At 70.0% G+C, this 23,770-nt stretch carries 21 protein-coding genes; 16 read left to right on the top strand and 5 right to left on the bottom strand.

Features of this window, described 5'->3' with window-relative positions; genetic code table 11:
- Positions 1-255: 255 nt before the first annotated feature.
- Positions 256-1,053, top strand: coding sequence for a hypothetical protein (locus tag B0I32_RS07650; RefSeq protein ID WP_146178076.1), 798 nt, complete (start codon positions 256-258; stop codon positions 1,051-1,053).
- Positions 1,054-1,194: 141 nt separating this feature from the next.
- On the opposite strand, the gene galE is transcribed toward B0I32_RS07650, so the two are convergent.
- The gene (galE, locus tag B0I32_RS07645; protein ID WP_106236269.1) at positions 1,195-2,172 is read right to left on the bottom strand and encodes a UDP-glucose 4-epimerase GalE; all 978 of its coding nucleotides are present in this window, start codon (positions 2,170-2,172) and stop codon (positions 1,195-1,197) included.
- 155 nt (positions 2,173-2,327) lie between these two features.
- On the opposite strand from galE, the gene B0I32_RS07640 reads away from it, so the two are divergent.
- The 6 genes from B0I32_RS07640 (at position 2,328) to B0I32_RS07615 (ending at position 7,192) form a co-directional block, all read left to right on the top strand.
- Positions 2,328-3,791: a glutamate-cysteine ligase family protein gene (locus B0I32_RS07640; protein ID WP_106236267.1), complete on the top strand. Its 1,464-nt coding sequence runs from the start codon at positions 2,328-2,330 to the stop codon at positions 3,789-3,791.
- A 203-nt stretch (positions 3,792-3,994) separates the two neighbouring features.
- Positions 3,995-4,690, top strand: a complete 696-nt coding sequence (locus B0I32_RS07635) for a neutral zinc metallopeptidase (RefSeq protein ID WP_245955665.1) — start codon at positions 3,995-3,997, stop codon at positions 4,688-4,690.
- 302 nt (positions 4,691-4,992) lie between these two features.
- On the top strand, positions 4,993-5,250 hold the full coding sequence (locus B0I32_RS07630; protein WP_106236264.1) for a WhiB family transcriptional regulator: 258 nt from the start codon (positions 4,993-4,995) through the stop codon (positions 5,248-5,250).
- A gap of 330 nt (positions 5,251-5,580) precedes the next feature.
- Entirely contained in the window at positions 5,581-6,288 is a 708-nt protein-coding gene (locus tag B0I32_RS07625) for a CPBP family intramembrane glutamic endopeptidase (RefSeq protein ID WP_106236262.1), read from the top strand.
- 269 nt (positions 6,289-6,557) lie between these two features.
- Positions 6,558-6,782 (top strand): type II toxin-antitoxin system VapB family antitoxin, encoded by a 225-nt coding sequence (locus B0I32_RS07620; RefSeq protein ID WP_106236260.1) that lies wholly within the window; start codon positions 6,558-6,560, stop codon positions 6,780-6,782.
- Positions 6,764-7,192, top strand: coding sequence for a PIN domain-containing protein (locus B0I32_RS07615; RefSeq protein ID WP_106236259.1), 429 nt, complete (start codon positions 6,764-6,766; stop codon positions 7,190-7,192). Before B0I32_RS07620 ends, B0I32_RS07615 begins: the two co-directional genes overlap by 19 nt.
- Positions 7,193-7,221: 29 nt before the next feature.
- On the opposite strand, the gene B0I32_RS07610 is transcribed toward B0I32_RS07615, so the two are convergent.
- Positions 7,222-7,941: a PIG-L deacetylase family protein gene (locus B0I32_RS07610; RefSeq protein WP_106236257.1), complete on the bottom strand. Its 720-nt coding sequence runs from the start codon at positions 7,939-7,941 to the stop codon at positions 7,222-7,224.
- Positions 7,942-8,066: 125 nt separating this feature from the next.
- Here B0I32_RS07610 and pcrA point away from each other — a divergent pair, with 125 nt between their 5' ends.
- The gene (gene pcrA, locus B0I32_RS07605; protein ID WP_106236255.1) at positions 8,067-10,289 is read left to right on the top strand and encodes a DNA helicase PcrA; all 2,223 of its coding nucleotides are present in this window, start codon (positions 8,067-8,069) and stop codon (positions 10,287-10,289) included.
- Positions 10,290-10,367: 78 nt separating this feature from the next.
- On the opposite strand, the gene B0I32_RS07600 is transcribed toward pcrA, so the two are convergent.
- From B0I32_RS07600 to B0I32_RS07590, 3 genes are all read right to left on the bottom strand, one after another.
- Positions 10,368-11,375 (bottom strand): L,D-transpeptidase, encoded by a 1,008-nt coding sequence (locus B0I32_RS07600; protein WP_106236253.1) that lies wholly within the window; start codon positions 11,373-11,375, stop codon positions 10,368-10,370.
- A 142-nt stretch (positions 11,376-11,517) separates the two neighbouring features.
- On the bottom strand, positions 11,518-12,150 hold the full coding sequence (locus tag B0I32_RS07595; RefSeq protein WP_106236251.1) for a response regulator: 633 nt from the start codon (positions 12,148-12,150) through the stop codon (positions 11,518-11,520).
- Complete coding sequence (locus B0I32_RS07590) at positions 12,147-13,355, bottom strand: ATP-binding protein (protein ID WP_106236249.1); 1,209 nt, start codon at positions 13,353-13,355, stop codon at positions 12,147-12,149. Before B0I32_RS07590 ends, B0I32_RS07595 begins: the two co-directional genes overlap by 4 nt.
- Before the next feature lie 113 nt (positions 13,356-13,468).
- Between B0I32_RS07590 and B0I32_RS07585 the strand changes: the two genes are divergently transcribed.
- The 8 genes from B0I32_RS07585 (at position 13,469) to B0I32_RS07550 (ending at position 23,736) form a co-directional block, all read left to right on the top strand.
- Complete coding sequence (locus B0I32_RS07585) at positions 13,469-15,175, top strand: PspC domain-containing protein (protein WP_181307140.1); 1,707 nt, start codon at positions 13,469-13,471, stop codon at positions 15,173-15,175.
- Positions 15,176-15,212: 37 nt separating this feature from the next.
- Positions 15,213-15,368, top strand: coding sequence for a hypothetical protein (locus B0I32_RS07580; RefSeq protein WP_245955664.1), 156 nt, complete (start codon positions 15,213-15,215; stop codon positions 15,366-15,368).
- Positions 15,369-15,442: 74 nt separating this feature from the next.
- Complete coding sequence (locus tag B0I32_RS07575) at positions 15,443-15,925, top strand: (2Fe-2S)-binding protein (RefSeq protein WP_106236243.1); 483 nt, start codon at positions 15,443-15,445, stop codon at positions 15,923-15,925.
- The gene (locus tag B0I32_RS07570) at positions 15,922-18,255 is read left to right on the top strand and encodes a xanthine dehydrogenase family protein molybdopterin-binding subunit (RefSeq protein WP_106236241.1); all 2,334 of its coding nucleotides are present in this window, start codon (positions 15,922-15,924) and stop codon (positions 18,253-18,255) included. The genes B0I32_RS07575 and B0I32_RS07570 overlap by 4 nt, the downstream gene beginning before the upstream one ends.
- On the top strand, positions 18,252-19,106 hold the full coding sequence (locus B0I32_RS07565) for an FAD binding domain-containing protein (RefSeq protein ID WP_106236239.1): 855 nt from the start codon (positions 18,252-18,254) through the stop codon (positions 19,104-19,106). Before B0I32_RS07570 ends, B0I32_RS07565 begins: the two co-directional genes overlap by 4 nt.
- 111 nt (positions 19,107-19,217) lie before the next feature.
- Positions 19,218-19,931 carry an SRPBCC family protein gene (locus B0I32_RS07560; protein WP_106236237.1) on the top strand — a complete coding sequence of 238 codons (714 nt, stop codon included), beginning with the start codon at positions 19,218-19,220 and terminating at the stop codon, positions 19,929-19,931.
- A gap of 92 nt (positions 19,932-20,023) precedes the next feature.
- Positions 20,024-22,681, top strand: coding sequence for a bifunctional glycosyltransferase/CDP-glycerol:glycerophosphate glycerophosphotransferase (locus B0I32_RS07555; protein ID WP_106236235.1), 2,658 nt, complete (start codon positions 20,024-20,026; stop codon positions 22,679-22,681).
- Positions 22,678-23,736 (top strand): glycosyltransferase, encoded by a 1,059-nt coding sequence (locus B0I32_RS07550; protein WP_106236233.1) that lies wholly within the window; start codon positions 22,678-22,680, stop codon positions 23,734-23,736. The genes B0I32_RS07555 and B0I32_RS07550 overlap by 4 nt, the downstream gene beginning before the upstream one ends.
- The last annotated feature ends 34 nt before the right edge of the window (positions 23,737-23,770 follow it).

Raw genomic sequence — 23,770 nt, 5'->3', positions numbered from 1 at the left:
CCTTTCACGGCGAGCTCCTACGCTCGGGGATGCGTGCCGGGCGTTTCCGCCAGTGAAGCCTAGCCCGAAGCTTGACCTGACCAGGTCATCGGGTCGTGGTTCTTCCACTATGTGACGGTGATCTCACTTCTTCAGGGTGGGACGTGCACCGGAAGTGCACCGATTCGGGGGCATATGGCCAGTTTCTCGATATAGGGTCGTGATCTTCCATTGGCAGGCTGCTGCTTCCCTCTTCTTTGAAGCGAAGGAAAACCCATGAAGCGAATTCTCGCGGGCCTCGCGTTGACGACGGCCGCCGCGCTCGTGACCGCGGCGCCGGCCCACGCCGCTCCCGCGGACCCCGTGAAGGCGCTGAAGAAGCAGTTCGTCGCGGGCAAGGGCGTGCGCATCGTCGAGACGGCGCGGCTGGCCGTGGACGGCAAGAAGTCCTCGACCAGCAAGAGCAGCGGGACCTTCCTCTTCGGCAAGTCCGGAGTCGTGGCCTCCGACCTGAAGAACCAGGCGCCCAAGGCCGCCGCCCAGGTCGCGCCGCCGCGCGTCATCACGATCGGCGGCCACAGTTACGTCCAGGGCGGCGCCTTCAGCCAGGACCTGCCCGAGGGCAAGAAGTGGGTGCGTTACCCGGGCGTGGCCGCGGGGGCCACGTACAGCCAGATGATCGACGTGTTCCAGCCGGGCGTGCTCAAGGTGCTGGTGGCTAAGGCCAAGAGCGTCAAGGGCGGCACGTACAAGGGCGCGCTGACCCAGGACCAGCTCGCCGCGGCCTCGCACGGTCAGAAGCTCGGCGGCAAGCTGGGCAAGATCGAGATTGAGTACGCGCTGTCGGTCAACTCCAAGGGGCTGGTCAGGGAGCTGCGCTCGAACTGGACCATGGACTTCGGCGTCCTCGGCAAGTACCGCTCCAGCACCTCCACCCAGTACATCGGCTGGGGCTCCAAGGTCACCATCAAGGCGCCGGCCGAGGACCTGTGGATCGACGCGAAGGACCTCGGCGAGGACAGCGAGGTTCCGGACCAGCTCGCGGAGAGCTCCATCGGCGCCATCACCGGCTGACTCCGGGCCCCCGCCACATGAGAGCACCACTCCCGGCGCCGTAAGAGCACCGCTCCCGGCGCCGCCCGTGAGCCGGCCGGGCCGATCGCCGCAGCCGGCCAAGCCGGTGGCGGCAGTCGTGCGGCCGGTGGGCAGGTCAGATCAGGTCAGGCGGGAGTCGCGCAGGGTGGCCCATTCGAGTGAATGCCGGATCCCCTCCTCGATCGAGTGGCGGGCCCGCCAGCCGAGCAGGCGGTGGGCCAGGTCGCTGCGGGTGTAGGCGCCGACGACGTCGCCGGGCCTGGCCGGGGCCTCGACGACCTCGACCGGGCGGTCCACGACCCGGTTGAAGGCGTCGACCAGCTCGCGGACGGTGGTGCCCGCCCCGGTGCCCAGGTTGATCACGTCGGCTTCCAGCCCGTCGAAGCGTTCCAGTGCGGCGACGTGGGCGGTGGCCAGGTCCCAGACGTGGATGTAGTCGCGGATGCCGGTGCCGTCGGCGGTCGGCCAGCCGGTGCCGGTGATCCGGAACGGTACGCCGTCCTCGTAGGCCTCGATCATCTTGCCCAGGGCGTGGCTCGGGCGGCGCAGCTGCAGACCCGTGCGCATCTTGGGGTCGGCGCCGATCGGGTTGAAGTAGCGCAGGGACAGGATCCGGATCGGCGCGCCGGCCGCGATGTCGGCGAACATGCCCTCGCAGACGGCCTTCGTCCGCGCGTAGGGGCTCTGCGGGTCGAGCGGGGACTCCTCGGTGACCGTGTGGTCGTCGCCGGCGCGGTAGATCGACGCGGAGGAGCTGAAGATCATGCGGGTGCACCCGTTGCGGATCAGGTGGTCGACGAGCTCCAGGCTCTTGGCGACGTTGGCGCGGTAGTAGCCGATGGGGTCGGCCACGGAGTCGGGGACCACGATGAGCGCCGCGCAATGGATGACAGCCTCGATATCCGGATTTTCGGTAAATATCCGGTCAATCAGTGGCCCGTCGCTGATCTCCCCCTCATAGAACACCCGGCCCTCGGTGAACTCCCGCCGCCCCGTCACGAGACTGTCGAGGATGACCGGCTCGATCCCGGCGTCGAGGCACGCCGACGCGATCGTGCTGCCGATATATCCCGCCCCGCCGGTTATCAAAACGCGCATGCCTGAACCCTAACCATCCCGGACCCGGCTCGCGGACGGCCTGTGGACAACCTCCGCACGTGAAGGGACGGCGCCTGCTCCGTCATGCGGGCTGGACCCGGTCTTTCACATTCGGGCACTGGTCTTGTCGGCTTTGACGTGCGACATTTCGAGTTATGGGCAGAGATGTACCAGTCGTCGTGTTCAGCAGGGACGACCGCCGGAAATATCGCGAAAAGGTCCATCAGTGTCTCGACGTCTTCGCCCAGATGCTGCGGGAATCGCGTTTCGAGTTCGACCACCCGCTGGCCGGCCTGGAGATCGAGCTCAACATCGTGGACGCCCTCGGCGAGGCCGCCATGCGCAACGCCCAGGTGCTCACCGCCATCGCGGAGCCCGACTGGGCCACGGAGCTGGGCCAGTTCAACGTCGAGATCAACGTCCAGCCCCAGGACCTGGCCGGTGACGGAGCCCTGCGCCTGGAGAACGACGTCAGGGCTCGGCTCAACCACGCCAACGAGCGCGCCCGTTCCGAGGACGCCCACCTGGTCCTGATCGGCATCCTGCCCACGCTGCGCGAGCAGGACGTCAGCGAGGGCATCCTGTCGGCGAACCCGCGCTACCGCCTGCTGAACGAGCAGATCTTCGCGGCCAGGGGCGAGGACCTGCACATCTCCATCGAGGGCGTCGAACGCCTCGACACGCGCGCCGACAGCCTCGCGCCCGAGGCCGCCTGCACGAGCGTGCAGCTCCATCTGCAGGTCAGCCCCGAGATGTTCGCCGCACACTGGAACGCCGCCCAGGCCATCGCCGGTCCCCAGGTCGCGGTGGCGGCGAACTCGCCGTTCCTGTTCGGCAAGGAACTGCACAGGGAGACCAGGATCGCGCTGTTCGAGCAGGCCACGGACACGCGTCCGGCCGAGCTGAAGGCGCAGGGCGTGCGGCCCAGGGTGTGGTTCGGGGAGCGGTGGATCACCAGCGTCTTCGATCTGTTCGAGGAGAACGTCAACTACTACCCGGCCCTGCTGCCTCTGTGCGAGGAGGAGGACCCGCGCGCCGAACTCGGTCTGGGCCGCATCCCCCAGCTCCACGAGCTCACCCTGCACAACGGGACCATCTACCGGTGGAACCGGCCGGTGTACGCGGTGGTCGACGGGGTGCCGCACCTGCGGGTGGAGAACCGGGTGCTGCCCGCCGGGCCGTCCGTGGCCGACATCTCGGCCAACGCGGCCTTCTACTACGGGTTGATGCGCATGCTGCCGTACGACGAGCGTCCGATCTGGAGCCAGATGTCGTTCCGCGCGGCCGAGGACAATCTGGCCGCGGCGGCCCGGCACGGGCTGGACGCGCGGCTGTACTGGCCCGGGCTGGGCGAGGTGCCCGCCGCCGAGCTGATCCTGCGGCGGCTGCTGCCCCTGGCCCACGAGGGCCTGGTCAGGTGGGGCGTGCACGGCCACGTGGCGGACCGGCTGCTGTCGGTCATCGAGGGACGGTGCCTGACCGGGCGCACGGGGGCCACGTGGCAGGTGGAGCAGGTACGGGCGCGGACGGGTGATCGACACGAGGCGTTGCGCGGCATGACACTGGAATACATCGAACGCATGCACACCAACGACCCCGTGCACACTTGGGACATGTGAGAACCACGCACACCGACCATCCCCCGCCCGGCTGGACAGATGAGGCCAGTGCCCACGAACCACCCCTTCACCCATGGGATACGTGAAACGGGATGCACAGCACCAACCCCGCACCTGGGATGCGTGAAGCCGTGCCCACCCGACCCCGCACGGCTGGGACATGAAGCCGGATGCCGACCGACCACCCCGTACACCTGGGATGCGTGAAACCCGTGACGCGTGACCGGATCTCCCCCGCTCTGACCTCCCGCGCCGCCCTCGCCCGGCTCGCCCGGCTCGCGGCCGTACTGGTGCTGCTGGTCGCCGGCTGCGGCATCGTCGCCCCGCGGTCGATGGACCGCCAGGGGGCCGACTCGTTCGAGGACGACATCCGCACGGCGCGTACGCTCACGGAGCAGTTCTGGACGCAGCACTTCCAGCAGCTCGGCGAGACCTACCGCCCCATCGCCGACTTCATCCCGTATTCGGGGACGTCCGGGCCGTCCTGCGGACAGGAGCAGTCCGTACCGAACAATGCCTTCTACTGCCCGATCGGCCACTTCATCGCCTATGACCAGGACTGGATGAAGTCGCTGTGGAGCGAGATGGGCGACGGCTCCGTCTACGTGATCATCCCGCACGAGTTCGGGCACGCCGTCCAGGCCCAGCTGCAGACGAGCTTCCGGCTCAACGTGCAGATGGAGCTGCAGGCCGACTGCTACGCGGGCGGCACGCTGTCCGCCCTGGTCGGCTCGGGGGCGCTGACGGCTGAGGCGGGCGACGAGGACGAGCTGCTGCTGAGCCTGGAGGCGGCGGGCGACCCGACCGACAACTGGCTCGACCCGGCGGCCCACGGGACGGCCGAGCAACGCCAGTCGTCCTTCGCGACGGGCTACCGGGACGGCGTGGACGCCTGCTGACCGCGGACGACTATTGGAAGTGCACGCCCACTGAGGGTGGACGCCCGCTGAGGGGTGCCCGCCCGCCGGAATGCGCACGCCTCTTGAGGATGAACGCCTGCTCAGGTGGATTACCCGTCGGAAGTGCACTGGTGCCGGGGTGGGCGACTGGCCCGCCGAAATGCATGCGGTGACATGCCCGGATATGTGCCGACGCCTGCGCAGGGTCTACGTGGCGGGCGCGGGATCAAACCGTAGGACGTACATGAGAGTCAACCCGGAGAATGATGTGGTGGATCATGATCACGCTCTACCTTTGACCCATGCAACCGGAGGAGATCGGCTGGCTGCGCAGGGGGGCGTGCAGATCCAGTGACCCTGACCTCTTCTTCCCCCTCGCCCCCACGCCGTTGCAGGTGACCAGAGCCAAGGCGGTCTGCGCCGGCTGCCAGGTCATTCAGGAGTGCCGTTCCTATGCCTTACGAGCCGGAGAGTCGGACGGCATCTGGGGCGGCCTCACCCCGGAAGAGCGCCGCCGCGCCCGCTCCCCCGAAACCTACCGCCGCCCCGCGGCCTCCTGACCCCGCCCAAGCGGCTCTCCGGATGGTCGGGGACGGTCACGCAGCCTGCCCGAGCGGCCCCGACACCATCGCCACAGACCGTCCGGGCGGCCTCAGGACCATCACATGCCCAGCCTGCCCAGTCTCGGGATCGTCGCGTGGCCTGGTCGGACGGTCCTGGGGCCGTCGCGTGGCCTGGTCGGACGGTCCTGGGGCCGTCGCGTGGCCTGGTCGGACGGTCCTGGGAGCGTGGCGTGGGATGTCTGGGCGGGTTGAGGGCGGTTGCGTGGTGGCTTGGGGTGGATCGGGTGGTGGCACCGACGGTTTCGGGGGATTGCGTAGCCTGCAAGGGTGCTGCTTCGTTCGATCGTCGTGCTCACCGCCGCCAACGTGATGAACAACAAGATCGCCCCGCGCCTGGGCCCGCTGACCTCCACCGTGGCCACGGCCGCGCTCGTCGCGATGGCCCGCCGTTCCGGCCTGTCCTGGCAGGAGATCGGGTTCGAGCACGGACGCCGGGGCGCCGTGGCCGGCGGTGCGCTGGCGGCTGGTGTGGCCGCCGTCTACACCGTCGGCATCCTCACGCCCCGCACCAGGCCGTTCTTCCGCGACGAGCGCGCCCTGTCGCTGTCGCGTGCCCGCGTTCTGGAGGAGGCGCTGGTCCAGGTGCCGCTGGGCACGGTTCTGCTGGAGGAGGTCGGGTTCCGTGGCGCCCTGTACGGCATGGTGCGGCGCCGCCGGGGCACGGCCGCCGCGACGGCGGTCTCCTCCACGCTGTTCGGGCTCTGGCACATCCTGCCCGCGATCGACATGGCGCGCGCCAACCCCGCGCTCGGCGCCCTGACGGCCGGGGAGGCCCCCGGGCGTCTCGACACCGCGCGGGTGGTCGCGGGCAGCGTCGTGTCCACGGCGGCGGCCGGGGTGCTGTTCTGCGAGTTGCGCCGCCGCTGCGGCCTGCTCACCCCGGCCATGCTGCATCTCGCCACCAACTCGCTCGGCTACCTTTTCGCCAGGATCGCCGCCAAGCGCGAGGGCGACATATCCGAGAAGACGGGTTGACGGCTGTTCGCGGTAAATAGGGATCACGGAAGGTGATCGACAAAACGGGTCACGGTGGATCATCTGTCTCGTGCGGGATAAGGGTTTTCACCTAACGGCAGGATTTTCTCCACCGCTCACCCGGTGCCGCTGTGACCTGCGCTTGTCCAGGCTTTACGGTCTCCGAGGCGCCTAGTTCGAACCCACCCGGGTTCGGGCTGGCCGCATGCCCGAAATACACGGATGAACACGGAAACTCGGATACGCCGGAGGTACGGAGGTGCTGTTGCATGCGTACGGTCATCGACATCGACCAGGAACTGCTGGAAGCGGCTCAGCAGAAACTTGGTACGCCGACCATGAGAGAAACGGTCCACGCCGCGCTGCGCGGAGTGGTCGACAAGGACGCGGGCAAGGAGTGTGCGATCAGAGCGTTCGAGTTCTGGCGCACGGAGGGGAGCCCGGACCTGCTGGATCCGGAGATCACGACGCAGGTGTGGCGACGACGGGACTGATGTACCTGCTCGACAAGAGCGCGCTGGCGCGCATCAGGGCCAGCGAGGTGATCGCCGCGGCCCTCCAGCCGCTCTACGCGGCCAGGGCCGTGGCGACCTGCAGCGTCGTGGATCTCGAGGTGTTCTACAGCGCCCGCGACTACGGCCACTACCAGCGCATGGTGCACGCCCAGCGGCAGTGCATCCTGCTGCCGGTCGACCAGGAGGTGCAGACGCGGGCCATGGTCGTGCAGCGCCAGCTCGTCGAGATCTCCCAGCACCGCGGCATCGGCCCCGACGAGCTGCTGATCGCCGCCTGCGCCGAGGTGCACGGGGCGACGATCCTGCACTACGGGCACGCCTTCGACATCATCTCGGAGGTGACGGGGCAGCCGTCGCTCTGGGTGGTGCCGCCCGGCTCCGTCCCCTGACCGTCCCCAGGTGACGGGGGTCGCGGGGGTCAGGCCGTGGGGACGACCTGGAAACCCTCCGCGTAGCGGTCGTCGCCGAAGCCGGCCTGCTTCGCCCACGCGGCGAAGCGGCTCTTGACGAAGTCGGCGAAGCCGTCGACGTGGGCGACCTGGCTGACATGTGACCGCAAGGCCGCGAGCTTGCGGTCCACGGCCTCGGTGATGTCCACGAAGTGGTCGGGGGTGGAGCCCCCGGTCAACCACACCTCACGGACGGTCCACGCCTCCAGCCCCTCCTCCTTGATCAGCTCGGGGAAGGCGTACGGGTTGCGCGCGTCCGGATAGACCGCGTCCAGGGTGGCGCCGCCCACGGCGCGGTGGTCCGGATGGCTGGGGGCGATGAACTGGTAGTTGCGGTCGGGATGATGGGTGATGACCAGGTCGGGCCTGACCTGGCGGATGACCCTGGCGATCGAGCGCCGCAGGTCCAGCGAGGGCACCACCTGGCCGTCGGAGCGGCCGAGGAAGCGCACGTCGGTGACCCCGACCGCCTTGGCCGCGGCCAGTTGCTCGGTCCTGCGCAGCTCCGCCATGCCGGAGTTGTCCAGCTCGCGTTCGTTGCCGCCCGCGTCACCGTCCGTGACCAGCAGGTAGGTGACCTCGACGCCCCGGTCCACGAACAGCGCCACGCTGCCCGCCGAGCCGAAATCGGCGTCGTCCGGGTGGGCGGTCACGACGAGCACCCGGTTGATCTCGCTCTCCGGCAGCATGATTCCCCTCTCTGGACCTTCCATGGGAGACAACCGGCACCCTGCCGGAGGCATTCCGGGCGCCGAATGTCGGTGGAGCGTCTTAACCTAGGTAGGTGCCGACCCAAGTCTCTGTTGACCACCCCTTGCTCGACGGCCTCAACCCGCAACAGCGCGAGGCCGTGATCCATCACGGCAGTCCACTGCTCATCGTGGCCGGGGCGGGCTCGGGAAAGACGCGGGTGCTCACGCACCGCATCGCCTATCTCCTGGCCGAACGCGAGGTGCATCCGGGCGAGATCCTGGCGATCACCTTCACCAACAAGGCCGCCAGGGAGATGAAGGAGCGCATCGACAAGCTCGTCGGGCCGCGGTCCAAGGCGATGTGGGTGATGACGTTCCACAGCGCCTGCATGCGCATCCTGCGCAGGGAGGCCAAGCGGCTGGGCTTCCCGTCCAGCTTCTCGATCTACGACCAGGCCGACTCCCAGCGGCTCATGGCCATGGTCTGCAGGGAGATGGAGCTCGACCCCAAGCGTTATCCGCCGCGCTCGTTCTCGGCCCAGGTCAGCAACTTCAAGAACGAGCTGGTCGACTACGAGACCGCGATCGACCGGGCCGGCTCGCACCTGGAGAAGACGCTCGCGCAGGCGTACAAGGCCTATCAGCTCAAGCTGACCGAGGCCGGCGCGATGGACTTCGACGACATCATCATGAACACGGTGACGTTGTTCCAGCTCTTCCCCGAGGTGGCCGAGCACTACCGGATGCGGTTCAGGCACGTGCTGGTCGACGAGTACCAGGACACCAACCACGCCCAATACATCCTGATCAGGGAGCTGGTCGGCCATCCCGAGCTGCGCACCGGCGACGGGGAGCTGGTGCGCTCCGGCGCCGACATGTCGCAGCTGTGCGTGGTGGGCGACGCCGACCAGTCGATCTACGCCTTCCGCGGCGCGACGATCCGCAACATCCTGGAGTTCGAGCGCGACTATCCCGACGCCCGCACCATCCTGCTGGAGCAGAACTACCGCTCCACCCAGAACATCCTGGCCGCGGCCAACGCGGTGATCTCGCGCAACGAGTCGCGCAAGCCCAAGAACCTCTGGTCCGACCAGGGCGACGGGCCCAAGATCGTGGGTTACGTGGCCGACAACGAGCACGACGAGGCCATGTTCGTGGCTCAGGAGGTCGACCGGCTCAGCGACGAGGAGGACGTCAAGCCGGGCGAGGTCGCGGTCTTCTACCGCACCAACGCCGCCTCCCGTGTGTTCGAGGAGATCTTCATCCGCACCGGCCTGCCCTACAAGGTCGTCGGCGGGGTGCGCTTCTACGAGCGCAAGGAGGTCAAGGACCTGCTGGCCTACCTGCGGGTGCTGGCCAACCCGGCCGACGTGGTGTCGCTGCGGCGCATCCTCAACGTGCCCAAGCGCGGCATCGGCGACCGGGCCGAGGCGATGGTCGAGGCGCTGTCCTCGCGCGAGCAGATCCCGTTCTGGGACGCGCTGCGCCGGGCCGACGAGGCGTACGGAATGGCCACCCGCTCGCTCAACGCCATCCGCGAGTTCGTCTCGATGCTCGAGGAGCTGATCGTCAAGGCCGAGGGCATGCCGCCGTCCGCGCTGGCCGAGGAGATCCTGGTGGCCACCGGCTACCGCGCCGAGCTTGAGGCGTCGGAGGATCCGCAGGACGAGTCGCGCCTGGAAAACCTCAACGAGCTCGTCTCCGTGGCCTCCGAGTTCGAGCAGGCCAATCCGGAGGGGACGCTGGTGGAGTTCCTGGAGCAGGTGTCGCTGGTGGCCGACGCCGACCAGATCCCCGACGCCGACGGCGGGCAGGGGGTGGTCACCCTGATGACCCTGCACACCGCCAAGGGCCTGGAGTTCCCCGTCGTGTTCCTGACGGCCATGGAGGACGGCGTGTTCCCGCACATCCGGTCCCTGGGCGAGCCCAAGGAGCTGGAGGAGGAGCGGCGGCTGGCCTACGTCGGCATCACCAGGGCGCAGAAGCGGCTCTACCTGACCCGGGCGGCCGTGCGCAGCTCGTGGGGGGCGCCGTCGTTCAACCCGGCCTCGCGGTTCGTCAACGAGGTGCCGGGCACGCTGATCGACTGGCGTACCGACCCGGAGAAGTCCGCCTGGAGCGCCGCCACGAAGCGCGAGCCGGCCGCGCGCCAGGCCCCGGCCAAGAGCGGCGGGCGCAAGATCCCCTCCCTGACGCCCGGCGACCGGGTCACGCACGACGCGTTCGGCCTGGGCACGGTGGTGTCCGTGGACGGGGTCGCGGAGAAGACCAAGGTGAAGATCGACTTCGGCAGCGGCGGGGAGAAGACCCTCCTGCTGGCCTACGCCCCCCTGGAGAAGCTCTGACCCTGAAAGGGTGCGGCATGACGAAGGGGCCGCTTTTCCCTCGCGGGATGAGCGGCCCCTCGTCATGTGCTGCCGGGGTCAGGGCTTGAGGGCGCTGCCCTTCTTCCACTGGGTCCAGTTGAGCTGCCAGTAGCTCCAGCCGTTGTTCCACTGCAGCTTGCGCTTGGTGCCGGTGATCTTCACGACGTCACCGCGCTGGGCGATCGTGTAGAACCACTTGGCGCCGGCCGGAGTGGCGCGCACGCAGCCGTGGCTCTGGTTCGAGCGCCCGAGGAACTGGTAGTAGCCGGCGCTCTGGTGCACGTACTCACCGCTGTCGGAGATGCGCACCGCCCACGGGATCTCCTCCTTGTAGTAGCGCGGATCCTTGGGATCCGTCACGCCCATCCAGGAGGAGGTCATGGTCTCGACGGCCTTCTTGCCCATCGTGAGGTGGGTGCCGCTGGTGGTGAGGTACACGTCGACGCCGTTGCGGACGAAGCCGCCCTTGCCGGCGCTGATCGCGATCTTCTTGGCCAGCTTGCCGTTGCGGTAGACCTTCATCGTGTGGTTCCGCGTGTCGACCACGGAGATGTGCTTGGAGCCGACCGCGAAGCGCCGCGAGACGTCCTTGGTCTTCTCGTTGCCCGGCAACTCGGACAGCCGCGCGGTGAAGAGCACCTTCTGGTACGGCTTCCAGTACGTCTTCGTCCGGTAGATGACCTTGCGCGGGGACACCCAGCGCCAGGCGCCCTCGACCGGCTTGTCCGGTTCGACGTCGAGCAGGCCCTCGACCGCGGCCTTGTCTTTGACGTCACGGTCGAAGGTGACGATGATCGGGAACCCGACCCCCACCTTCTCCGTCTTCTCCCCCATGGGGGTGATGTCGGCGATCTCCAGCTTCGCCTTCTTGGCCGGGGCGGCGACGGCACCGGCGGCGGGGGCCCCGGTGGCAGCGACGGTGGGGCCACCGGTGGGGCCAGTGGTGCTCTGGGCCACTGATACGGCTCGGGGGCCGGGCTGTGGAGCGGGGACGCTCTCCGCCGCACATGCCGTGGCGGCGGCCAGAGCGAGCAGAGCCGGAAGCATCCGGGTGACGCGCTTCAAAGGGGTTACTCCTGGACTTAAGTGCTTCGACTACCTCCTTGTGTGACAACGGAGACGGGAGTTTCGTGGGCGAAATCCCGATAACTATCCTGTAACGGTCCAAGTCCCGCCAAAACTTGGCGGGACCGGCGTAAGGGGCGAATCAGACGAGGCGTCGCGCGGTGGCCCAGCGGGACAGCTCGTGGCGGTTGGAGAGCTGGAGTTTGCGCAGGACGGACGACACGTGGGTCTCCACGGTCTTGACCGAGATGAACAGCTCCTTGGCGATCTCCTTGTACGCGTAACCCCGCGCGATCAGCCGCAGCACCTCCCGCTCGCGCTGCGTCAGCGAGTCGAGCTCGGGATCGATGGACGGCGCCTCCGACGAGGCGAACGCGTCCAGCACGAACCCCGCCAGCCGCGGCGAGAACACCGCGTCGCCGTCGGCCACCCGGCGGATGGCGTCGGTCAGCTCCTTGCCGCTGATGTTCTTGGTCACGTAGCCGCGGGCCCCGCCCCTGATCACCCCGATGACGTCCTCGGCGGCGTCGGAGACCGACAGCGCGAGGAAGCGCACCTGAGAGCCGGCGCCCAGCACCCGGCGCAGCACCTCCTGGCCGCCGCCACCGGGCATGTGCACGTCGAGCAGCACCACGTCGGGCTGATGCTCGGCGATCGCCTTGACCGCGCTGTCGACGTCCTCGGCCTCGCCGACCACCTCGATGGAGTCGCCGAGCTCGGCGCGCACGCCCGATCGGAACAGCCGGTGATCGTCGACGATCAGTACGCGCGTCATGCCTTCTCCACCTTCATCGTCAACATCACTTCCGTGCCCTCACCGGGCTCCGTGCGAACGCGGGCCGCACCTCCGTGACGTTCCATTCTCCCGATGATGGACTCCCTGATCCCCATCCTGTCGAGCGGCACCGCCTCAAGGTCGAACCCCTTGCCACGATCCTTCACGAAAATCGTGACCTCTTCACCCTCTACTTCCGCATAAACGGAAATAGAGGAGCTCCCAGAGTATTTGGCCGCGTTCACCATCGCCTGCCGGGCCGCCTTGAGCGTGGCCGCCAGCTTGCCCGCCGCGTCGAGGGCGATGTCCCCCACGCAGACGACCTCGATCGGCACCCCGTGCGAGTCCTCCTCCTCGGCCGCGATCCTGCGGACGGCCGCCGCCACCGTGGCGTCGGCGTCCTGCGCCGGCTGGTAGAGCCAGTTGCGCAGCTCGCGCTCCTGCGACCGGGCCAGCCGCGACACCTCGCGCGGGTCGTGCGCGACCCGCTGGATCAGCGTGAGCGTGTGCAGCACGGAGTCGTGCACCATGGCCGCGACCTCGGCCCGCTCCTCCTGCCTGATGCGCTCGCGCCGCTCCAGCTGCAGCTCTTTCCACAGGCCCGCCAGCCAGGGGGCGGCGATGACCGCCAGACCGCCGACCACGACCACGGTGAACAGCAGGCTGTCCCTGATCTGCGGCAGCTCGCCCTCCGCGGCCAGGAATCCGGTCGCGCCGACCACGACCAGGCCGACGCCCAGCAGCGTGCGCACCCGGTTCTTGCGCATGCTGAGCGTGGCGCCGCTGACCCAGCCCTTGCGGCGTTCCGGGTCGGCCTGCTGCCAGAGGATCAGCGCGCCGATTCCGCCGGCGGCGAACGGCAGCATGCCGATGCCGCCCTGCGAGGCCCCCGTCAGCCAGCCGAACGCCAGCAGCGCCACCCCGATCGCGCTGAACGCGGCCAGCTGGCTCCAGTCCCGCTGGGGCTGCTGCCCCTGGTGCGGCTGCCGCGGCGTGATCATCCACAGCACGGCGTACGCCACCGCGCCGACGCCGTGGATCACGGTGAGCAGCACGAACATCAGCCTGATCACCACCGGATCAAGCTTGAGCTGGGACGCCAGCCCCTGGGCGACGCCGCCGAGCAGGCGCCCCTCCATGGGGCGCAACATCCGGCGGTAGGGCGTGTCGCCGCTCTGCTCGGCGAGAATCTTCTGGTCAGCCATAACATGGCCATAGTCACATGCCGGGGACATTCGAGCATCAGGGAACAACCCCCGGGTCGGGTCAGGGGTCTCCCGGATGCGAGCGGCCCGCGCGTGGGTCCACGATGGTAGGCATGACAGAAGCTCCGCCCAGGCAACCGGCCGCTCCCCCCCGTGAGCTGCGACGCAGCAGCGAGGGGCGCTTCCTCATGGGAGTCTGCGCCGGCCTGGGGCGCTACACCGGCATCGACCCCGTGGTGTTCCGGGTGGGCGTCGCCGTGCTGCTGCTGGGCTCCGGGGTCGGGCTGTTCCTCTATCTGGCGGCGTTCCTGCTGATGAAGGAGCCGAACGGCCGGCCCGGCTTCATCGAGCAGTGGACGCGGCGCGACTTCGACGCCGAGGCCGTGATGGCGTTGCTGACGGCGGTGCTGGCGTTCGGGGTGGCGCTCAACCTGGCGACGGTCTGGCTCGACACGGGGACGCTGGTCGTCGGGGTGTTCCTGGCCGTGTCGCTGCTGGCCGCCCACTCCAGCGGGGTGGATCTGCTCGGGCTGGCCAGGTCGATGCCGGAACGGCTGCTCAGGCGGCAGGGCGAGCGGCCCGCCGCGCACTTCTCCCCGGCCCCGCCGACCACTCCGGTCCCCCGCGCCCCGCGCCCGTCCCCGGCGGGCGAAGGCCTGGACGAGGCCGTCACGCCGGCGAGTGCGGGACGGGAGCCGGCGGCCGGCCAGGAGCGGCCCCCGGCCACGACGGCGGCTCCGGCCGAGACCGCCGCCGCGGCGGCGGCGATGAGCGCCTCCGAGAGCGCGGCACCGGCGGACGCGTCCGACGAGAGCGCGGCGGCGAGCGACGTACCGACCAGGAGCACGGCACCGGCCGAGCAGGAGCGGGAGGCCGTCCAGGAGTTGCGGGCGGCGGCCGACAGCGCCAGGGAGGCGGCCTACCAGGCCCGCCAGGCCGCCCGCGAGGACCGGGACGTGTCGCCGGAGGCGGTGACCGCCGAGCATGCCGTGCCCGGGCCGCAGCGCCCCGACGCCGCACCGGAGCGGCAGCGCCCCGCCTACCGCCCCGACCCTCCGGCCGCGCGCGACTACTCCAGCTACGGCGAGCCGTTCGCGCCGAACGGCCCCTACCAGCCGCTCGACCCGGCCAAGCGGGCCGGCGGCTACTCCCCCTACGACCCCGCCCTGTACGGCCGCCCGATCCCGCCGAAACAGCGGGAGCGCAGGCCCACCTCGTACATCGGCGCCATCACCATCCTGCTGGCAATCATCATTGGAGGGATCGTCGTGGCGGTCCAAGCCAACTCGGCCGGCGGAGTGAGCCCGACCGTCGTCGGCGGCGCCATGCTCATCACGGTCGGCGCGGGTCTGCTCATCGCCGCCTGGTGGGGCCGGGGCGCCGGTCTGGTGGCCGCGGGCACCGCGATCGCGCTGATCGTGGCGATGGGGCTGGTGCTCGGCGGCCTGCCGCGCAACATCGGCCCGGCGGAGTGGACGCCGACCAGCCTCGCCGAGGCGAACCAGCTCTACGACGTGGGCCTGGGAGACGGCCGACTGGACCTGTCGGAGCTGCGGCTGCCGCCGGGGACGCACGTGACGTTCAACGCCGCGGTCTCGGCGGGCGAGCTGGTGGTGATCGTGCCGCCGACGGCCAGGGTCGAGGTGCACGCCACCAACAAGATCGGCGACATCGTCATCGACCAGTCGCTCAAGGGCGGGGTGCAGGTGCGCTCGGACAAGGTGCTGGAGCCGGAGACGAAGCCGGAGGGCAAGGTCTCCACCATTGTGCTGAACCTGAAGGGCGGCGTCGGCGACATGGAGGTGCGGCGTGCGGCGTAAGGTCGAGCGGCCCAGGCGGGTGCACAGGACGGACTGGATGGCCCTGCTCAGCGGTGTGCTCTTCATCGTTCTGGGCATTCTGACCGTGACACGCACGATCCGTGATCCGCTGATTCTGGTCGGGGTGATGGTGCTCGGACTGGCCTTCGCGGGGCTGGTCGCGATCGTCGCTCGGGTGGTCCGCGGTAAGTGACCCTTGACCGGTAAGAACACCGGCGTAGGTTCGGAGTGTCCGCCTTTCCCCCCCTGCTCAATGAGGGAGGACGTATGCCCCGAATCACCGTCACTGTCGACGGGATCACGTACGAGGAGGAAGTCGAGCCGCGACTCCTGCTCGTTCATCTCCTACGAGAACGACTGGGCAAGACCGGAACCCCGGTCGGATGCGACACCAGTAACTGCGGCGCCTGCACGGTGATGCTCGACGGCAAGAGCGTCAAGAGCTGCTCGGTGCTGGCCGTGCAGGCCGACGGCGGCGACGTCGTCACGATCGAGGGCCTGGGCGCGGCCGGTGAGATGCACCCGATGCAGCGGGCCTTCCACGAGGAGCACGCGCTGCAGTGCGGCTACTGCACGCCCGGCATGGTCATGGCCGCGATAGACCTGCTCAGGGAGGACCCTGAGCCTTCTGAAGAGACGATCAGACAGGGGCTGGAGGGCAACCTCTGCCGCTGCACCGGCTACTGCAACATCGTGCGCGCCGTCCGCAAGGGCGCGCAGGAGATGGGTCAGGCGGTGAGCACGCCGTGACCGTTCAGGAGGTGGGACAGCCGCGTAGGCGCAAAGAGGACGCCAAGCTGCTGACCGGGCGCACGCAGTGGACGGACAACCTGTCGCGTCCTGGGATGCTGCACGTGACGTTCCTGCGCAGCCCGATGGCGCACGCCAGGATCACCGGGGTGGACGTGTCGGGGGCGCGCGGCCTTCCCGGGGTCGTGGCGGCCTTCAGCGGCCAGGACCTCGCCGCCGAGCAGGGCAGCCTGCCGTGCGCGTGGCCGGTCACCGAGGACATCGTGATCCCCGACCACCCGCCGATGGCGGTCTCCGAGGTCCGGTACGTGGGCGAGGCCGTGGCCTGCGTGATCGCGGTAGACCGTTACCGGGCGGCCGACGCGCTGGAGGCGATCGAGGTCGACTACGAGCCGTTGCCCGCGGTGGTCGACATGACCCAGGCGCTGTCGGCGGACAGCCCGAAGGTGCACGAGACGGGCAACAAGGCGTACGAGATGACGGCCGACTTCGGCGACATCGAGGCCGCGTTCAGGGACGCGCCCGTCGTCGTCGACCGGACCTTCGTCCAGCAGCGGCTCATCCCGACCGCGATGGAGCCGCGGGCGATCCTGGCCGACACCGACGGCGAGTCGTTCACGCTGTGGTCGTCCACGCAGATCCCGCACGTGCTGCGGGTCATGCTGGCCGTGGTCACCGGCATCCCCGAGCACAAGCTGCGGGTGATCGCGCCCGACGTGGGCGGCGGGTTCGGCTCCAAGCTGCAGGTCACCGCGGAGGAGGTGCTCTGCCTGCTGCTGGCCCGCAAGCTGGGCCGGCCGGTCAAGTGGACGGAGTCGCGCTCCGAGGGCAACCTGACCGTGCACCACGGCCGCGACCAGATCCAGCACGTACGGCTGGCCGCCGAGGCCGACGGGCGCATCAGAGGGCTGCAGGTCAGCCTGCTGGCCGACATGGGCGCGTACCTGATGCTGCTCACGCCGGGCATCCCGCTGCTGGGCGCGTCGATGTGCAACGCGATCTACAAGATGGACGCCTACCAGTTCAACTGCACGGGCGTGTTCACCACGAAGATGCCCACGGACGCCTACCGCGGGGCGGGCCGGCCGGAGGCCACGTTCCTCATCGAGCGGATGATGGACGAGCTCGCGGCCGCGGTGAACGTGGACCCGATCGAGGTGCGCAGGCGCAACTGGATCAGGCACGAGGAGTTCCCGTACGCCACGATCTCGGGCCTGACCTACGACTCGGGCAACTACGAGGCGGCCACCGACCGGGCGCTGTCGCTCTTCGGCTACGACAAGCTGCGCGCCGAACAGGCCGACCGGCGGGACCGGGGCGACCCGGTGCAGCTCGGGATCGGCGTCAGCACGTACACGGAGATGTGCGGGCTGGCCCCGTCGCGGTGGCTCGCGGACGCCAACTTCGGCGCGGGCGGCTGGGAGCACGGCTCGGTGCGGATGCTGCCCACGGGCAAGGTCGAGGTCATCACCGGCACCTCGCCGCACGGGCAGGGCCACGTGACGTCGTGGAGCCAGATCGTGGCCGACGCGCTCGGCGTGCCGTTCGAGGACGTCACGGTGCTGCACGGCGACACGGCGATCGCGCATAAGGGCATGGACACCTACGGCTCGCGCTCGCTGGTCATCGGCGGGGTCGCGGTGCTCAAGGCGTGCGAGAAGGTGAAGGAGAAGGCGCGCAAGCTGGCCGCGTACGTGCTGGAGTGCTCGCCGGACGACCTGGAGTTCGAGGCCGGGGCGTTCAAGGTGCGCGGCACGGATTCGAGCAAGACGATCCAGGAGCTGGCCTACGCCACCTTCACCGCGCACGACCTGCCGGAAGGGGTCGAGCCGAACCTCGACTCCGACGCCACGTTCGACCCGGACAACTACTCCTTCCCGCACGGCACCCACCTGTGCGCGGTGGAGGTCGACACGGAGACGGGCATGGTGAAGCTGCGCTCGTACGTGGCGGTGGACGACATCGGCAAGGTCGTCAACCCGCTGATCGTGGAGGGCCAGGTCCACGGCGGCATCGCCCAGGGCATCGCGCAGGCGCTCTTCGAGGAGGCCACGTACGACGCCGAGGGCAACCTGCTCACCACCACGATGGCCGACTACCTGCTGCCGTCGGCCGCCGACCTGCCGATGTTCACCCTCGACCGGACCGAGACCCCGGCGACCAGCAACCCGCTGGGCGCCAAGGGCGTCGGCGAGGCGGGCACGATCGCCTCGACCCCGGCCGTGGTGAACGCGGTCGTGGACGCGCTGCGCCCGTACGGGATCGAGGACGTGCGGATGCCGTGCACGCCCGAGCGCGTCTGGCGGGCCCTGGAAGGAGTGCGGCGATGATTCCCGCTCAGTTCGACTACGAGCGTCCGACCTCGCTGGAGCAGGCGTGCCAGGCGCTCGCCTCGGACGAGGACGCCAAGGTCCTGGCCGGCGGCCAGTCGCTGCTGCCGCTGCTGCGGCTGCGGCTGGCCTACCCGTCGAAGCTGGTGGACGTCGGCCGGATCGCGGAGCTGAAGGGCGTGCACGACCGCGGCGACCACGTCTTCATCGGCGCGATGGCCACCCACGACGAGGTGCTGCGCTCGCCCGTGGTGCGGGACGGCTGCCCGCTGGTGGCGCTGGCCGCGGCCCAGGTGGCCGATCCGGCGATCAGGCACCGGGGCACGTTCGGCGGCTCGCTGGCGCACGCCGATCCGGCCGGCGACCTGCCGGCGGTGGCGCTGGCGCTGGAGGCGGTGTTCGTGGCCGCCTCGGCGCAGGGCGAGCGGGAGATCCCGGCGGCCGCGTTCTTCGTCGACTACTGGGAGTCGGCGCTGCGGCAGGGCGAGATCCTGACCGGGGTGAAGGTGCCGAAACTGGGCGCGGGCTGGGGCTTCCACTACGAGAAGTTCCACCGGACCGCGCAGGCGTGGGCCATCGTCGGCGTGGCGGCGGCGGTCAGGCGCTCCAACGGTTCCATCGCCGAGGCCAGGATCGGGCTGACCAACATGGGGGCGACCCCGGTGCGCGCCCGTGCCACCGAGGCCGCCCTCCAGGGCGTGGAACTGGGCGACCAGGTACGGCAGGCGTGCGAGGAGGCGGCGGCCGACACCTCTCCGCCCGCCGATCTGCACGCCCAGCCCGACTACCGGCGGCATCTGGCCAGGGTGCTGACCCATCGCGCGGTGCGGACGGCGACGGCCTCACCGTGAGCCGACGCGCGATCTGACGCGCTATCTGGCGCGCTATGTGACGGGGGCGCCTCTTCCGGGGCGCCCCCGCTGCGGCATATCGTCACAGGCACTGGGAGAAGGAGCGGATCGATGGCGATGCGGTTCGAGCACGAGTTCACTGTTCCCGTTCCGATCGAGCAGGCCTGGGCGGTGCTGCTCGACGTCGAACGGGTCGCGCCGTGCCTGCCGGGGGCGGCTCTCGACATCTTCGAGGGCGACGAGTTCACCGGCAGGATGAAGGTCAAGGTCGGCCCGATCACGGTCACCTACCGGGGCACGGCCAAGTTCCAGGACGTGGACAAAGACTCTTATACGCTCACCATCCAGGCGTCGGGCAAGGAGGCCAGGGGTTCGGGCACCGCCTCCGCCACGGTCAAGGCCCGCTTGCAGGAGCGTGACGAGGCCACGCTGGTCACGGTGGAGACGTCGTTCAACGTGACGGGCCGGCCCGCGCAGTTCGGGCGGGGCGTCATGGCAGAGGTCGGCGGCAAGCTCATCGAGCGGTTCGCCGACAACCTGGCCGCGCTGATCTCCGAGCCCACGGTCGAACCGGTGCCCCAGAACCAGGGCCAGGACCAGAGCCAGAGCCAGGAGGAGGAGCGGCACCTGAGCGCGGTGCCGCCGGCGCCCGAGCAGGAGGTACGGCCCCCGGCGCCGCTGCGCACCTCGCGCACGCCCGACGAGGAGGCGCTCGACCTGCTGCGGATCGCCGGGCAGCCGCTGCTGAAGCGGCTGGCGCCGGTCGCCGGAGCGCTCGTGGCGCTGCTCGCCCTCGTCTGGATCATTCGTCGCCTTATGCGGTGATTTTCGGCAAATAGTCCATCAAGTCCGGACACTTCCCTGCGGCTGAGGGAAGTGCCATTCCCGCAGGTAGAACTAGCTACGGGGGACTTGGGATGCCGGACTGCACGGTCGTCGTCATCACGTACAACGACGCGGCCCGCCTGCCCAGGGCCGTACGTTCCGTGCTCGGGCAGTCGCTGCGCGACCTTGAGGTCATCATCGCCGACGACGCCAGCACGGACGGCACGCCGGAGGTGGCGCGGCGGCTCGAACAGGCCGATCCACGGGTGCGTTACCTGCGCAGGCCGGTCAACAGCGGCGGCTGCGGGGCGCCGCGCAACGACGGGATCGACGCCGCCGCCTCGCCGTACGTCATGTTCCTCGACAGCGACGACGAGCTGCCCAGGCACGCGTGCAAGAGCCTGCTGGCCGAGATCGAACGCACCGGGGCCGACTTCGTCTCCGGGCAGATCTCGCGCCTGTACGAGCCGAGCGGGCGGCTGCAGCCGTACTATCCGTCGCTGTTCGCCAGAAGGCGGGTGGTCGAGGGCATCCGCGAGGAGCCCGAGCTGTTCCTGGACAGCTTCAGCACCAACAAGCTGTACGACGTCGGCCGCCTGCGCGACAACGTGCTGCGCTTCCCCGAGGACATCCACTACGAGGACCACGTCTTCGCCGCCGAGCTCTACGCGACCAGCCGCAGGTTCGCCGTCGTGCCGTGGGTGGTCTACCACTGGCACCGCGCGCCCGCGAACGACTCCATCTCGCTCAGCATCGACGACCTGGACAACGTGCGGCAACGGGTGATCGCGGCCCGGCTGAGCGACGACATCCTGCGCGAGCACGGGGCCGCGGACCTGGTGCCGCACCGGCAGTACCGGTTCGTCCGGCAGGACCTGCGCGTCTACCTCAACCCGCTGCCCCGGCGTGACCTGGTCTGGGTCAAGGAGTTCGCCTCGGTGGTGCGGCCGTACCTGGAGGAGGTGGCGGACGAGGTGTTCGAGCGGATCGCCCCGCTCGACCGGGTCTGCTGCCGGCTCATCCTGGACGACCGGATCGAGGACCTGCGCATCGCGGCCGGCTCGCTGACCGGGCCCAGGGCCGCGCCCCGGGCGGCGGTGCAGCTCGACGGGCGGACGTACTGGGGCACCACGCCCTCCCCCGGCATGGACATCACCCGGCTGCGGCTGGCCGAGCTGCCCTACACCTCCTCCCGGCTGCGGCACGAGGTGGCGGACCTGTCCTCCGACGGGGACCGGGTGCGGATGACCGTGCGGACCTACGACCCGTTCGGCGTGCTGCCGCCGGCCTGGACGGCGTTCCTGCAGCTCGGCCGGGAACGGGTGCCCATCACGCCGGAGCCGTCGAGCGCCGGCGGGTACGTCAGCCGGGTCACCTTCACGCCCAAGGGCCGGTGCGACCCGCGCATCGGCTTCACCAGGACCTCCGACGGGCACACCACGACCGACCGGATCATCGCCGACCCGCACACCGAGCCGATCGAGCTGCCCGGCTGCACGCTCAAGGTCGAGGGGTACGCCGCCTACCTGTGCGTGCGGCCCGACTCCATCGCCCGGTCGGTGTGGCGGCGGATCAAGCGGCAGCTGATGAAGCGGTTCAACACGCCGGCGAACAAGCTGCGGGCGTACAAGCTGATGATCAGGGTGCTGCCGCGCCGGCACGACCTGGCCCTGTTCGAGTCCGACGTCGGCAAGGGTTACAGCGGCAGCCCCAGGGCCATCTACGAGGAGCTGCGCCGGCGCGGCCTGCCGATCGAGGTGGTCTGGTCGGTGGCCAAAGGGCGCCGGAACTTCCCCGCGGACGCGCGGCTCGTCCGCCGCGGGAGCTGGCGCTACATCTACACCATGGCCAGGGCCGGCGTCTGGGTGGACAGCCACGGCTTCCCGCTGGACTACCCCAAGCCCAGGGGCACCCGCTACCTGCAGACGTGGCACGGGCAGGGGATCAAGTCGATCGGGTTCGACGCGCCCGACCTGCGCGGCGACTTCGACAAGCCGCGGGCGCGGTGGCGGGCGGCGGTCGCGCGGTGGGACGCGCTGGTGTCGCCGAGCGCCGAGTTCTCGCGGGTCTTCCTGCCGTCGAACGGCTACTCCGGCAAGGTGTACCGGTGCGGCACGCCCCGCTGCGACGCCCTCGTCCGGGCCGAGCCGGCCCTGGAAGGCCCGGCGGCCGAGGTGCTGCGGCGGCTGGAGGTGCCGCCGGGGCGCCGGGTGCTGCTCTACGCGCCCACCTACCGGGACCTGGGCATCGGCAGCGGCCGGTCCGTACGGGCCGACCTGGAGCTCATGGCCGAGGAGCTGGCCGAGGACTGGGTGGTGCTGCTGCGTACGCATCCGGTCGAGCGTTACCGGCCGCCCGAGCACCTCAAGCACTTCGTCCGCTCGGCCGGGTCCTATCTGGACATCAACGATCTGATGCTGGCCTCGGACGCGCTGCTGACCGACTACTCCTCCGTCATGTGCGACTACGCGCTGACGGGCAAGCCGATGCTGTTCTACATCGACGACTGGGACGACTACCGGCTCGCCGAGCGCGGCGTCTACCACGATCTGCCGGCCATCGCCCCAGGCCCGTGCGTCTCGACGACCGAGAACCTGGTGGCCGCGCTGCGCGACCTGCCCGCCGTGCACGCCTCCTACGCCGAGCGGTACGCGGCCTTCCGCGAGCTCTGGTGCGCCGACGAGCGCGGCGACGCCGCCGCCAGGATCGTGGCCGACTTCTTCGCCGACACGAGGGAGAGCACGCAGTGACGGTCGTCTTCACCTGTCTGGACGCCGACACGCTCGGCGGCACCCAGCAGGTCACCCACACCCTGGCCCAGGGCCTGGCGCGGCGCGGGCACGAGGTGCACGTCATCGGCCTGCAACCGGCCGCCGTCCCGTTCCGCTACGTCCGGCATCCGCGCTACCAGCGGCACGTGATCGGCCGCCGCGCCGCCGAGGGCCCGCTGGCGCGCCGGCTGAGCGACCGCCGGCTCAGGAAGCTGCTGCGCCGGATCAGGCCCGGCTACGCGGTCATGACCTCGCCGTCCGTGGTGGCCAGGCTGTCGGGGCTGCTGCCCGAGGGGTTCCGGCCGATCGGCCAGTATCACAGCTCGTACGACCACGCCCGCGGCTGCTGGCACCTGGCCTCGATCCGCCGCCACTACGCCCGGCTGGACCAGGCGCTCTTCCTCAGCGAGGACGACGCCCGGCTGTTCTCGGAGCACGCGCTGCTGCCCAACGCGTACACGCTGCCGAACCCGCTGGCGGACTGGCCCGAGCGGATGTCGGACCTCGCGTCGCCGCGCGTGCTCGGCGTGGGCCGGCTGGAAGGCGTCAAGCGGTTCGACCGGCTGATCAGCGCGTTCGCCCGCGCGAAGCTGCCGCCCGAATGGGAGCTGCATCTCATCGGGGACGGCGGCGAGCGGGAGCGGCTGCGCGCGCACGCGGAGCGGGACGGCGTGGGCGACCGGGTGGTGTTCAGGGGGCTGGTGCCGGCCGCGCGGATACCCGCCGAGTACCTGTCGGCCTCGGTCCTGGCGCTGACCAGCGAGCACGAGGGGCTGCCGATCGTGCTGCTGGAGGCGGCGGCGCGCGGGGTGCCCGCGGTGGCCTTCGACGTGTCGGGAGGGGTGCGCTCCGCCGGTCCCGTGCTGGTGCCGCCGGGCGACGTGGACGCGTTCGCGGCGGAGCTGGCCCGGCTGGCCGGGGACGAGGAGGAGCGGCGGCGGCTGGGGGCCGACGCCCGCGCACGGGCCGAGGCGTTCCGCCTCGACCACGTGCTGGACCGGTGGGAGTCGCTGTTCGCCCACATCGAGCGCTGAGCGCTCGGAGTAGGCCCGAGCGCTGAGCGCTCAA

This window comes from Nonomuraea fuscirosea, from assembly GCF_003001935.1.
In the GTDB taxonomy this organism is placed as follows: domain Bacteria; phylum Actinomycetota; class Actinomycetes; order Streptosporangiales; family Streptosporangiaceae; genus Nonomuraea; species Nonomuraea fuscirosea.
The sequence above is the reverse complement of the archived record's forward strand: the minus strand, read 5'-3'. Positions and strand labels throughout refer to the sequence as shown.